The sequence below is a fragment of the Paracoccus sp. SY genome (genome assembly GCF_002901215.1).
Lineage (GTDB): Bacteria > Pseudomonadota > Alphaproteobacteria > Rhodobacterales > Rhodobacteraceae > Paracoccus > Paracoccus acridae.
Genome location: NZ_NWMQ01000008.1, coordinates 81,097 through 93,526, shown reverse-complemented (window position 1 = coordinate 93,526; position 12,430 = coordinate 81,097). Strand labels below are relative to the sequence as shown.

The following is a 12,430-nucleotide window of genomic DNA, read 5'->3' as shown; positions in this document are numbered from 1 at the left end:
CATGATCCGCGCGTTCCTGGCTGTCGTCCTGACGGTCCTGACCATCCATGTGTCGCCTGCCTGGGCGCAAGAGCCGGCGGTTCCCAATTACCAGACCTGGGAACGCGTCGCGACCCAAAGCGAGCAACTGGTGGGCGAGGCCGACACCCCGGCCGCCCAGTTGAACGACATCCGAACCCGCGTCGTCGATTGGCGCCGGCAGTTCGAGGCGGCGCAGGGCATCAATGCCGACCGGATCGCCACGCTCGAAAGCCAGATCGCTTCCCTGGGTCCCGCGCCGGCTGAAGGCGCCACCGAGCCCGAGGACATCGCCAACCGGCGGTCGGAATTGCAGGCGCAGCTTTCAGAATTGCAGGCCCCCCGGCGTGCCGCCGTCGAGGCCTTCAGCCGCGCGGATTCCATCGTCCGCCGCATCGACCAGGCGTTGACCGAACGCCAGGTCAGCGAACTGGCGCGCTTGTCCACCTCGCCGCTGCTGCCGGGCAACTGGCTGCTGGCGGCATCGGAAACGACGCGGCTGGTCAACGGGATCTGGGAAAACACCGGCCAAAGGATCGCCGAGCGGGCGACCTGGACGGAACTCCGCCCCCGTTTGCCGCAGGTGGCGGGTTACCTGATCGCGGCGCTGCTGCTGCTGACGCTGGGGCGGCATTGGGTGGGAACGCTTCCCTCGCGCGTGTCGGCGCGGGCAATGGATTATTCGCGCGCCGTGCTGGCCTTCGTGGTCTCGCTGGGGCAGATCGTGCTGCCGATGATCGGGATCTATCTTCTGATCAGCGCCCTGACGGCGACGGGGATCTTTGGCCCCTGGACCCGGCCCTTCCTGGACGCGCTGCCTGTCGCGGCGGTGATCCTGTTCGGCGCCGCCTGGCTGGCGCGGCAACTGTTCCCCACCAAGGCGGTCGCCTATGACACGCTGAACGTGCCGCCGCAAAAACGCCAGAACGCCCGCTGGCTGGTGAACGCGCTGGCGCTTGCCCTGGCGGTCCACCATGTCGCCTCGGTCGCCTTCCTGCCGCTGTCGGGTCTGGCCGAGCGCAATGCCAGGCTGCAGCGCGTCCCGCTGGATTTCGCCGAAGGCGCGGCGGTCGTCTGGCATTTCGTGCTGATCGTGATCGCCGGGGCCTTGCTGTTCAAGCTGGGCGTCATCCTGCGCCGCCTGAAACCCTGGGCCGACCAGACCGGCACCAGCTATCGCCATCGCGTCCTGTCCCTTGCGGGCACGCTGAGCCGGCCCCTGGCCATCGTGGCGGTGATTGCGGCCGCCATCGGCTATGTCAATATCGGCAACCTGCTGATCTGGCCCTGGATCCAGACCCTTGCCATGCTGGGCCTGCTGATCCTGTTGCAGGATTTCGTCGCCGATCTGTTCAACATGCTGAAACGCGGCCAGGAAGGCGCGCGCGACGGGCTGGCGCCTTTGCTGATCGGCTTTGCCTTGGTGCTGCTGTCGATCCCCGTCTTCCTGCTGATCTGGGGCGCCTCGGGCAACGAGCTTGCCGAATACTGGGTCCGCTTCCGCCAGGGCGTCACGCTTGGCGGCGTGCGCTTGTCGCCCGGCGCGGTCCTGATGTTCCTCTTGGTCTTCGCCCTCGGCTATTCCATCACCCGTGCGGTGCAGGGGGCGATGCGCACCTCGGTCCTGCCGAAGACCAAGCTGGACGCCGGCGGGCAGAACGCGGTCGTGTCCGGCATGGGCTATGTCGGCATCATCCTGGCGGCGATGCTGGCCATCACCTCGGCCGGGATCGACCTGTCGTCCTTTGCCATCGTTGCCGGTGCGTTGTCGGTCGGCATCGGTTTCGGCTTGCAGAACATCGTGTCGAACTTCGTGTCCGGCATCATCCTGCTGATCGAACGTCCGGTCAGCGTGGGCGACTGGGTCAGCGCGGGCGGACAGCAGGGCATCGTCAAGCGGATCTCGGTCCGCGCGACATCGGTCGAGACCTTCGACAAGCAGCAGGTCATCATCCCGAACAGCGACCTCATCAGCCAGCCGGTGACCAACTGGACGCGGCAAAGCAAGACGGGGCGGATCATCATCCCCATCGGCGTCAGCTATGGCAGCGACACGCGCCAGGTCCACCGCATCCTGACCGAGATCATCGAGGATCAGCCCCTTGTGACCATCGACCCGCCGCCCTCGGTCCTGTTCCGGGGCATCACCGTCGATTCGCTGAACTTCGAGATCCGCGCGGTGATTTCCGACATCGGATCGGGCATGTCCGTCACGTCCGAGGTGTATCACCAGATCGTGGAACGCTTTGTCCACGAAGGCATCGGGATGCCCTTCACCACCCGCGACATCTGGCGCGACACGGACGACCTGCCCGATGCGGACAAGGAAGACGACAAGGCCGGCCTGCCGCCGGGGGCGCAGGCGCAAAAGCAGCAGCAGGGCGCAAGCTAGGGATCGGTGGCGGGTCTGGCCGTGTCGATATCGGCCAGGCCTTCGCGCGACAGCAGGATCGCGACGGGGCGGAGCCAGGGGATGTGCCAGCAGACGATCATCACGGCCACCATGATCGGCACCGCCAGGAAGGCCCCGGCGATGCCCCAGATCGCGCCCCAGAAGGCCAGCGACAGGATGATCCCGAAGCTGGACAGTTGCAGCGTCTGGCCGGTCAGCATCGGGTCCAGGATATTGCCCAGCACGAAATGGACCAGCAGGCAGGCAAAGCCCACGGCGATGGTGGCGGTGGAATCGCCGGTCAGCACGAAGGCCAGGGCGACGGTGATCCCCCAGGCGATGACCGAGCCGATATTGGGGATGAAGTTCAGCACGAAAGTCAGCAGCGCCATCGCCATCGCCAGCTCAAGCCCGGCGACGACATAGATCAGCCAGACACCGGCCGCGGTCAGCGCGCTGACGAATGTCTTGACCACCAGATAGCGGTTCACCCGCCGCATGATCGAGGCCATGATCAGCCGCACCCGCAGCGCCTGGTCGGGATCGCCCGTCAGCCGTTCGACCTTGATCGGCAGCCAGACCCGTTCGGCGAACATGAAGCCCACGAACAGGATCACCAGCAGGCTGCCCGACAGCAGCCCCGAGGCCTGCCCGGCAAGCGAGCGCAGCCAGCCGGTGATGTTGAACTCTGTCAGCGCGGCCAGCAGGCGGGTCTGGGCCTCGGGGCCGAAACGCTCGATCAGGGCCGTCAGCGCCACCTGCACGGATTCGGCATAGGTGATGGCGCGGCCCACGACCTCGTTGATCTGGGCCATGATCGTGGTGGACAGCCAGATCAGCCCCAGGGTGATGCCGATCAGCGCCAGCGTCGTCGCCAGCCAGTTCGGCACCTTGAGCCGGGTCGAGATCGCCTGGATCGCGTCCGAGGTCAGCGAGAACAGGATGATCGCGATGGCCAGGCAGATCAGCACGAAGCGCGCCTGGAACAGCAGGAACAGGACCAGCGAAAAGGCGATGATGCCCAGGAACCCCGTCTGGAGCCTTTGCCGCAGCACCTCTTCGCTGGATGGGGTCAAGCTGTCCTCGTCTTGAAAAAGGCCCGGCAGATGCCGGGCCCTGGTTCATGCTTCGGCCGGTTCCTCGTCGCCCTGTTCCGCGATGCGCGCCACGGAGACGACTTCCTCTTTCGCGGCGGTGTTGAAGACCCTGACGCCGCCCGCGCTGCGCGACCGGAAGCTGATCCCGTCCACTGGCACCCGGATCGACTGGCCCGTGGATGTCGCCAGCATGATCTGGTCGTCCATCTCGACCGGGAAGCTGGCGACAAGCGCACCGCCCCGCATGGCCTTGTCCATCGCCATCACGCCCTGGCCGCCGCGCCCGCGCACCGGGTAATCGTGGCTGGAACTGATCTTGCCCGCACCCTTGGTGGTGATGGTCAGGATCAGATCCTCGGCCGCCGACATTTCGGCATAGCGTTCCTGGGTGATCGCCGCCTCCACCACGGTTTCCTCGTCCTCGTCGGCCTCGGCCCCGTCGTCAAGCGCACCTTCAACCGCACGGCGCATCTTCAGATAGGCGGCGCGTTCGGCGGGATCGGCCTCGAAATGCCGGATCACGGACATGCTGACCACGCGGTCGCCATCCGCCAGCCGGATGCCCCGCACGCCGGTCGAATCGCGGCCCTTGAAGACGCGCACGTCGGTCGTCGGGAAGCGGATCGCCCGGCCCGATGCCGTGACCAGCATCACGTCGTCGTCCACGGTCGCCATCCGCACGCCCACCAGTTCCACGCCCTCGGGCAGCTTCATCGCGATCTTGCCGTTCGACTTGACGTTGGTGAAGTCCGACAAGGCGTTGCGCCGCACGTCCCCGTCCGAGGTGGCGAAGACCGCCTGATAGTTTTCCCATTCGGTTTCCGGCGCATCGACCGGCATCAGCGCGGCGATGGACACGCCGGGTTCGATCGGCAGGATGTTCACGATGGCCTTGCCCTTGGCCGTGCGCCCGCCCAGCGGCAGGCGCCAGGTCTTCAGGCGATAGACCATGCCGTCCGTGGTGAAGAACAGCAGTTCGGTATGGGTATTGGCGACGAACAGCGTGGTGACCACGTCGTCTTCCTTGGTCGCCATCCCCGACAGGCCCTTGCCGCCACGGCGCTGCGACCGGAACTCGGCCAGGGCCGTGCGCTTGATATAGCCGCCCGAGGTGATGGTGACGACCATGTCCTCGCGCTCGATCAGATCCTCGTCCAGCATGTCGCCGGACCAATCGGTGATCTCGGTCCGCCGGGGCACGGCGAACAGGTCGCGCACCTCGCGCAGCTCGTCGCTGATGATGCCCATGATCCGTTCCCGCGATCCCAGGATCGCCAGATAGTCGCGGATCGAATCGGCCAATTGCTGCAATTCGTTGGTGACTTCCTGGACGCCAAGCTGCGTCAGGCGCTGCAGGCGCAGGTCCAGGATCGCGCGGGCCTGGGTTTCCGACAGGTTGTAGGTCCCGTCGTCGTTCACCGGATGCAGCGGATCGTCGATCAGGCGCAGGTATTCCAAGATTTCATGCGCGGGCCAGCGGCGTTCCATCAGCCGTTCGCGCGCCTCGGCCGCGTCGGCAGAGGACCGGATCGTCGCCACGACCTCGTCCACGTTGCTGACCGCCACGGCCAGGCCGCACAGCACATGGCTGCGTTCGCGGGCCTTGCGCAGTTCGTATGCGGTGCGGCGGGCCACCACCTCCTCGCGGAAGGTGATGAAATGGGTCAGGAAGTCGCGCAGCGTCAGCTGTTCGGGCCGCCCGCCGTTCAGCGCCAGCATGTTGCAGCCGAAGCTGGTCTGCAGGGCCGTGAAACGGAACAACTGGTTCAGCACCACATCGGGCGTGGCGTCGCGTTTCAGCTCAACCACGACGCGGACACCCTGCCGGTCGGATTCGTCCTGGACCGAGGCGATGCCCTCGACCCGCTTTTCCTTGGCCAGTTCCGCGATGCGTTCGATCAGGCTGGACTTGTTGACCTGATAGGGCACCTCGTCCACGACGATGGCCCAGCGGTCCTTGCGCAGTTCCTCGATATGCGTTTTCGCGCGGATGATGACGCTGCCCCGGCCTTCCAGGTATGCCTTGCGCGCGCCGGACCGGCCCAGGATCAGCGCCCCGGTCGGGAAGTCCGGGCCGGGGATGATTTCAAGCAGGCGTTCGGTCGGCAGGTCGGGGTTGTCGATCAGTTCCAGCGTGGCATCGACCACCTCGCCCAGGTTGTGGGGCGGGATGTTGGTCGCCATGCCGACGGCGATGCCGCCCGCCCCGTTGACCAGCATGTTCGGGAAGCGCGCGGGCAGGACGGTGGGTTCGCGGTCCTTGCCGTCATAGTTGTCCTGGAAATCGACCGTGTCCTTGTCGATATCCATCAGCAGGAAGTTCGCGGGCTTGTCCATCCGCACCTCGGTATATCGCATGGCGGCGGGGGGATCGCCGTCCATGGACCCGAAGTTGCCCTGGCCGTCCAGAAGCGGCAGCGACATGGAGAAATCCTGCGCCATCCGCACAAGCGCGTCATAGATCGCGGCGTCGCCGTGCGGGTGATACTTACCCATCACGTCGCCCACGGGCCGCGCGGACTTGCGATAAGCCTTGTCATGGGTGTTGCCGGACTCGTCCATCGCATAAAGGATGCGGCGGTGAACGGGCTTCAAGCCGTCGCGCAGGTCGGGGATCGCGCGGCTGACGATGACCGACATGGCATAGTCCAGATACGAGGTCCGCATCTCGGCGCTGATGTCGATCACCGGGCCGTCATGGGGCATCACCTGGCGGGTCGCAGCGGCGGTATCGTCACCCGCCTCGGGGGTCTCGGGCAGGTCGTCTTCGGGGGTGTCGGCCACGGGATTTCCTCAACATCTTGTTGGGTTATATATAGGCAACCTCCCCCTTGGGGGCAATGTTTGGCGGCACCCCGAACACGGTTTAAGACCGCCTTACGACCGTTTCGCCGCCATTCCCCAGACGACCGCCAGCCCGACCGAAAAGACCGCGTTCCAGGCGGCCATCGACAGGCCCAGGAACCGCCACGCCACCTCGTCGCAGCGGACCACGGGGGCCGATTGCAACCGTTCCATCAGATCCTGCGCGGACATGGTGGCCAGGTTTCCGATCGTGCCTGAACAATGCGTCGGACCCTGCCACAGCTTCCATTCGACCCCCGTGTGATAGATCGCAAGCCCCATCGCGGCCCCCGCCGCGATCATGCCCAGGATCGCAAGTCCGCGCACCCGGCCGGTCCACCACACCAGCACCGCCACGACGATCGCCATGACATGCGGCCAGCGTTGCAGGATGCACAATTCGCAAGGCGCGTAACCCGCCGCCTGAAAACCCAGGGCGGCGATCAGAAGGCCCGCCGAACCGGCCCCTGCCAACAGGGAAAGTTGTCGTCCGTCCATGATGCCCTCGTCCTTGATTTGGCTTGTGGATCGTCCCGCGGGACGGCGGCGTCAAGCGCCTTGCGATCTTGTCGCGGCGCTGTGATTGCCGCGCCAGGGGATGCCGCGACGGGAACCGGCGGCATGGCCCTTGTGTTTTGGGGTGGAAGGCCACTTTGGCCAAGGGAGATGGCGGCAATGCAATGGCGTGGACGGCGCGGCAGCAGCAATATCGATGACCGGCGCGGCATGGGCGCCGCCGGGGCAGGGGGCGTCGGCGTCGTGGGGATGCTGGCGATCCTGGCCGTGGGCTATTTCTTCGGCATCGACATCACGCCGGTCGTGCAGGGACTTGACCAGGGCCAGCCGCAAGAAAACCGTCCGCTGACCCAGGAAGAACAGGAATGGGGCGAATTCGTGTCGGTCACGCTGGCCGACACCGAGGAAGTCTGGGGCCAGGTCCTGCCGCAGCAGGCTGGCATCGACTATGCCGAACCCCGGCTGGTGCTGTTCAGCGGCGTCGTGCAGTCGGCCTGCGGGGGTGCGTCCTCGGCGATGGGCCCGTTCTATTGTCCGAACGATCAGCGGGTCTATCTGGACACCGACTTCTTCGACATGATGGCCAGCCGCATGGGGGCAGGGGGCGATTTCGCCTATGCCTATGTCATCGCGCATGAGGTCGGCCACCATGTCCAGAACCTGACCGGCGTGCTGGGTGAAACACAGCGGCTGCGCAGCCAGGTGGGTGATCGGCAGGCCAACCAGATCTCGGTCCTGACCGAACTTCAGGCCGATTGCTATGCGGGCATCTGGGCGCGCCAGGCGCAGCAGCGCTTCGGCACGCTGGAGGAAGGGGATCTTGAGGAAGCCATGGGCGCGGCCGAGGCCGTGGGCGACGACGTGATCCAGTCGAATGCCGGGCGCACGCCGATGCCCGACAGCTTCACCCATGGCAGCGCGGCGCAGCGTCAGGAATGGCTGATGCGCGGCTTCAATTCGGGCGACATGGCCCAGTGCGACACGTTCCAGGCGGCGGGGCTGTAAGCCCCCGCAACGAAAGGAAAGGCAATGCTGACGCTTATCACCCTCATGACGCTGGGCCTTGCGGCCCTGGCAGTCCGTCGTCCCCAGCCGCAGCCCGTCCGTGCCCGTCGTTAACGCGGAATTCGCGGGGCGCGGCCTTCTTCCAGGCGCGCCCAGTCCGGCCACATTTCCAGCCATTCCAGGACGGCGATCGACAGACCTGCCGCGACGACCAGCAACACCAGCTTGACCATGCGGGCGCTTGGCGGATTGCGCGCCCATTTCGACGCGCGCAGCAGCCAGATCAGGTTGTTCAAGGCAATAGCCTCCTGCTAGACCGGGCGACAGGATCAGAAACCAGATCGCCTGACAAGACAGAACCCTGCGAGACACCATTGCCCCATCATCAGGATTCCCGCGACCTTCCCTATACCGCCCAGCAGATGTTCGACCTGGTGGCCGACATCGAAAGCTATCCGCAGTTCCTGCCGTGGAACAGCGCCGCACGCATCCGGTCCCGCGAAACCCGTCCCGACGGATCCGAGGAAGTCGCCGCCGATCTGGTCATCAGCTTCAAGGTCTTCCGCGAACGCTTCGGCAGCCGAGTGGTGCTGTGGCCCAAGGCCGATCCGCTGAGGATCGACACCGAATACCTGGATGGCCCGTTCAAGTACATGCGCAGCGGATGGACCTTCATCGACCGCCCCGAAGGCGGTTGCCATGTCGAGTTCTTCGTCGATTTCGAATTCAGGAACGCGATCCTGCAAAAGCTGATCGGCGTGGTGTTCCACGAGGCGATGGTCCGGATCGTCCGTGCCTTCGAAAGCCGCGCCAAGGTGCTTTACGGTGCGAAGGTGGGGTAAGGCCCCACCCGGCAACAACAAGCCGCGACGGGCGGGATTTTACCCGCCCACCCGCCTTCAGCTCAGGGCCGCCTTCAATGCTTCAGCCCGGTCGGTCCGTTCCCAGCTGAAGGCGGTTCCCCGGTTCAACTGATATGGCTGGCGCCCGAAATGCCCATAGCTGGCCGTCGGGCGATAGATCGGGTGCAGCAGGTCCAGATCGCGGATGATCGCGAAGGGGCGCAGGTCGAAGACCTCGCGCACAGCGGCCACGATCTTGTCGTGCGGGACGGTCTCGGTCCCGAAGGTGTTCAACGAAATCGACGTGGGCTGCGCCTCGCCGATGGCATAGCTGACCTGGATCTCGCAGCGGCTGGCAAGCCCGGCTGCCACGATGTTCTTGGCGACCCAACGCCCGGCATAGGCCGCCGACCGGTCCACCTTGGAGGGATCCTTGCCCGAAAACGCCCCGCCGCCATGGCGCGCCATGCCGCCATAGCTGTCCACGATGATCTTGCGGCCCGTCAGCCCGCAGTCGCCCACCGGCCCGCCGATCACGAACTTGCCCGTCGGGTTGATGAAATACTTGGTATGGTCCGACAGCCATTCGGCGGGCAGGACGGGCTTGATGATCTCCTCGATCACCGCCTCGCGCAGGTCCGACAGGGTGATTTCCGGGTTGTGCTGCGTGGACAGCACCACGGCGTCGATCGCCTCGGGGCGGCCGTCTTCGCCGTAACGCAGCGTCACCTGCGACTTGGCGTCGGGACGCAGCCATTTCAGCGTGCCGTCGCGGCGGACCTTGGCCTGTCGTTCCACCAGCCGGTGGGCATAGGTGATCGGCGCGGGCATCAGCACGTCGGTTTCGTCAGAGGCATAGCCGAACATCAGACCCTGGTCGCCCGCGCCCTGGTCTTCCAGGTTGTCGCGATCGACGCCCTGGTTGATCTCGGGCGACTGCTTGCCGATGATGTTGATGACCGAACAGGTCGCGCCGTCAAAGCCCACATCCGACGAGGTATAGCCGATGTCGTTGATGACGCCCCGGACGATGCCTTCCAGGTCAACCCAGGCATTGGTCGAAATCTCGCCCGAGATGATCGCGACGCCGGTTTTCACCATCGTCTCGCAAGCGACGCGGGCGCGCGGATCCTCGGCCAGGATGGCGTCGAGGATCGCGTCGGAAATCTGGTCGGCAATCTTGTCGGGATGGCCCTCGGACACGGATTCCGAGGTGAACAGGCTGTATTCTGTCATGAACTCAATACCGGTAATGATCTGACTTGAAGGGACCTTCGGGCGTCACGCCGATATAGTCGGCCTGTTCGCGCGACAGTTCTGTCAGCTTCGCGCCCACCTTGTCCAGATGCAGCCGCGCGACCTTTTCGTCCAAGGCCTTAGGCAGGATATAGACGCCCGGCGCGTATTCATCGCCCTTGGTCCACAACTCGATCTGGGCCAGGACCTGGTTGGTGAAGCTGGCTGACATCACGAAGGACGGATGGCCCGTGGCATTGCCCAGGTTCAGCAACCGGCCCTGGGACAGCAGGATGATGCGGTTGCCCGAAGGCATCTCGATCATGTCCACCTGGTCCTTGATGTTGGTCCATTTGTGGTTGCGAAGCGCGGCGACCTGAATTTCGTTGTCGAAATGGCCGATATTGCCGACGATCGCCATGTCCTTCATCTCGCGCATATGCTCGATGCGGATGACGTCCTTGTTGCCGGTGGTGGTGACGAAGATGTCGGCCGTGGCGGCCACATCTTCCAGCAGGACGACCTCGTATCCGTCCATCGCGGCTTGCAGGGCGCAGATCGGGTCCACTTCCGTGACCTTCACCCGCGCGCCCGCGCCGCGCAGGGACGCGGCCGAGCCCTTGCCCACGTCGCCATAGCCGCAGACGACCGCGACCTTGCCCGCCATCATCGTGTCGGTGGCGCGGCGGATGCCGTCCACAAGGCTTTCCTTGCAGCCGTACTTGTTGTCGAATTTCGACTTGGTAACGCTGTCGTTCACGTTGATGGCCGGGAAGGGCAGCAGGCCCTTCTTGTGCAGGTCGTACAGGCGGTGGACGCCGGTGGTCGTTTCCTCGCTGACGCCCTTGATGGCGTCGCGCTGGCGGGCGAACCAACCGGGCGTTTCGGCGATCCGGCGGCGGATCTGGGCGAACAGGGCCTCTTCCTCCTCGCTGGTCGGGACGTCGATCAGGCCGGTTTCGCCCGCCTCGACCCGCGCGCCCAGCAGGACATACATGGTGGCATCCCCGCCATCGTCCAGGATCATGTTGCAGGTGCCTTCCGGGAACTGGAAGATCTTGTCGGTATAGGCCCAGTATTCGGCCAGCGTCTCGCCCTTGATGGCGAAGACGGGAACGCCCGATGCCGCGATGGCCGCCGCCGCGTGGTCCTGGGTCGAATAGATGTTGCACGACGCCCAGCGGACATCGGCGCCAAGCGCCACAAGCGTTTCGATCAGCACGGCGGTCTGGATGGTCATGTGCAGGCTGCCCGCGATGCGCGCGCCTGCCAGGGGTTTGGCCGCGCCGTATTCCGCCCGCAACGCCATCAGGCCGGGCATTTCCGTTTCGGCGATGTCCAGTTCCTTGCGGCCGAAATCGGCCAGCGAGATATCCCTGATGATGTGGTCTGTCACGGCGGTTCGTCTTTCATCTGCTGCGGTCGTGGATGGGATAGCCCAAGGCCGCCGCGACCGAAAGGGAAAATGGCTGCCGTGCCCGACGCCGTCCAGGCCACCGGGATGTGGCTGCGGCGGAACCCCAGATCCGCCGCAGCCCGGAAGACGGCGGTGCGCCACGCGTCTTCCTTTCCTGCGACAAGCACGCTGCGGGCGACGGCAGCCACCCTTCGAAGCAGCAAGCTGTCAGATAAATCTGAAAATATGATTAAGCCGGGGTCGGCCCGTGGGGCAGGTTGACCGCGATGTTAAATGGCATCACTGAAACAGCCGGCAGCCCGAGGTTCTTACCCCCTGCTGCGGCGCTTGCGCCTGGTCGTGGCACGGGCGATCCTGGTCACGAAATCCGCCATTGCCTGTTCTGCCGCCTCCAGCGGGGAGCGGGCGTTCCGGGGCGTTTCCAGGCGCCCTTCGACGATCATCTGCGCCAGGCCGACGGCGAAGGCGCGCGACGACAGGACCAGCATCGGGATATCCTCGTCGGCGCGCAGGTGGCCTGCATTGCGCGCGCGTTCCAGCATCCGCGTCATCAGGTCGATCACGGAATCCAGATAACGGCGCAGGTCAGGTTCGCGCGCAGCATCAAGCCCGGGATGGCTGGAGATCAGCCGGAACTGGACCCGATGATCCACAGCCCAGCGGATATAGGCCTTGCCCAAGGCAAGGAACTGGGCCACCGCGTCGTCGGGATTGACCTTCACGACCGCCTTGGTGCAGGAATCCATCAACCGGACCAGGGCCTGTTCGGCCACCGCGATCAGCAGGCTGCGATCATCGGGAAAGATGCGGCGAAGATCATCGACGGGAATTCCGATGCGCCTGGCGACACCGGGAAGATCGGGGTCGCGGCTGTCGGGATCCGCGATGATCTCCAGCGTGGCCACCACCGCCTGTCCGTGCAGACCCAAGCCCTTCATGATGTCGTTGTGCTTGGTCACGCGGCTGTCCTGGTCAACAAGGTTCATGGCGGGGCAAACGTGCAGGCGTGGCGCCGGACGCCCCTCCCATAACTTGAACCGATCCTTTCGTTGCTGGTTCCCTG

The 12,430-nt window shown here is 65.2% G+C and carries 10 protein-coding genes; 3 read left to right on the top strand and 7 right to left on the bottom strand.

The window, feature by feature from the left end; all coding sequences use genetic code 11:
- Position 1: 1 nt before the first annotated feature.
- Complete coding sequence (locus CK944_RS09020; protein ID WP_103172731.1) at positions 2 to 2,410, top strand: DUF3772 domain-containing protein; 2,409 nt, start codon at positions 2 to 4, stop codon at positions 2,408 to 2,410.
- Here the strand turns inward: CK944_RS09020 and CK944_RS09015 are convergent.
- From CK944_RS09015 to CK944_RS09005, 3 genes are all read right to left on the bottom strand, one after another.
- Complete coding sequence (locus CK944_RS09015) at positions 2,407 to 3,486, bottom strand: AI-2E family transporter (protein ID WP_103172730.1); 1,080 nt, start codon at positions 3,484 to 3,486, stop codon at positions 2,407 to 2,409. The two genes, CK944_RS09020 and CK944_RS09015, sit on opposite strands and share 4 nt — an antisense overlap.
- 45 nt (positions 3,487 to 3,531) lie before the next feature.
- Positions 3,532 to 6,213, bottom strand: a complete 2,682-nt coding sequence (gene gyrA / locus CK944_RS09010) for a DNA gyrase subunit A (protein ID WP_103172774.1) — start codon at positions 6,211 to 6,213, stop codon at positions 3,532 to 3,534.
- Positions 6,214 to 6,384: 171 nt separating this feature from the next.
- Entirely contained in the window at positions 6,385 to 6,849 is a 465-nt protein-coding gene (locus CK944_RS09005; protein WP_103172729.1) for a disulfide bond formation protein B, read from the bottom strand.
- 177 nt (positions 6,850 to 7,026) lie between these two features.
- Here CK944_RS09005 and CK944_RS09000 point away from each other — a divergent pair, with 177 nt between their 5' ends.
- Entirely contained in the window at positions 7,027 to 7,872 is an 846-nt protein-coding gene (locus tag CK944_RS09000) for a neutral zinc metallopeptidase (protein ID WP_103172728.1), read from the top strand.
- Between the two features lie 110 nt (positions 7,873 to 7,982).
- On the opposite strand, the gene CK944_RS08995 is transcribed toward CK944_RS09000, so the two are convergent.
- A complete protein-coding gene (locus CK944_RS08995) occupies positions 7,983 to 8,168 on the bottom strand; it encodes a hypothetical protein (RefSeq protein WP_103172727.1) in 186 nt (61 codons plus the stop codon).
- A gap of 78 nt (positions 8,169 to 8,246) precedes the next feature.
- Between CK944_RS08995 and CK944_RS08990 the strand changes: the two genes are divergently transcribed.
- Positions 8,247 to 8,714 (top strand): type II toxin-antitoxin system RatA family toxin, encoded by a 468-nt coding sequence (locus tag CK944_RS08990; protein WP_103172726.1) that lies wholly within the window; start codon positions 8,247 to 8,249, stop codon positions 8,712 to 8,714.
- A 57-nt stretch (positions 8,715 to 8,771) separates the two neighbouring features.
- Here CK944_RS08990 and metK read toward each other — a convergent pair whose 3' ends face one another.
- The 3 genes from metK to CK944_RS08975 all read right to left on the bottom strand — a co-directional run bounded on the left by metK (position 8,772) and on the right by CK944_RS08975 (position 12,353).
- Positions 8,772 to 9,950 (bottom strand): methionine adenosyltransferase, encoded by a 1,179-nt coding sequence (metK, locus tag CK944_RS08985; protein ID WP_103172725.1) that lies wholly within the window; start codon positions 9,948 to 9,950, stop codon positions 8,772 to 8,774.
- A gap of 4 nt (positions 9,951 to 9,954) precedes the next feature.
- Positions 9,955 to 11,346: an adenosylhomocysteinase gene (ahcY, locus tag CK944_RS08980; protein ID WP_103172724.1), complete on the bottom strand. Its 1,392-nt coding sequence runs from the start codon at positions 11,344 to 11,346 to the stop codon at positions 9,955 to 9,957.
- A 329-nt stretch (positions 11,347 to 11,675) separates the two neighbouring features.
- Positions 11,676 to 12,353, bottom strand: a complete 678-nt coding sequence (locus CK944_RS08975; RefSeq protein WP_158247980.1) for a TetR-like C-terminal domain-containing protein — start codon at positions 12,351 to 12,353, stop codon at positions 11,676 to 11,678.
- Between the last annotated feature and the right edge of the window lie 77 nt (positions 12,354 to 12,430).

Bases quoted from the DNA above. Each gene is read 5' to 3' on its own strand.
- metK (WP_103172725.1), bottom strand. From the start codon at position 9,950: ATGACAGAATACAGCCTGTTCACCTCGGAATCCGTGTCCGAGGGCCAT.
- gyrA (WP_103172774.1), bottom strand. From the start codon at position 6,213: ATGCCCCATGACGGCCCGGTGATCGACATCAGCGCCGAGATGCGGACC.
- CK944_RS09000 (WP_103172728.1), top strand. From the start codon at position 7,027: ATGCAATGGCGTGGACGGCGCGGCAGCAGCAATATCGATGACCGGCGC.
- CK944_RS09005 (WP_103172729.1), bottom strand. From the start codon at position 6,849: ATGGACGGACGACAACTTTCCCTGTTGGCAGGGGCCGGTTCGGCGGGC.
- CK944_RS08975 (WP_158247980.1), bottom strand. From the start codon at position 12,353: ATGAACCTTGTTGACCAGGACAGCCGCGTGACCAAGCACAACGACATC.
- CK944_RS09020 (WP_103172731.1), top strand. From the start codon at position 2: ATGATCCGCGCGTTCCTGGCTGTCGTCCTGACGGTCCTGACCATCCAT.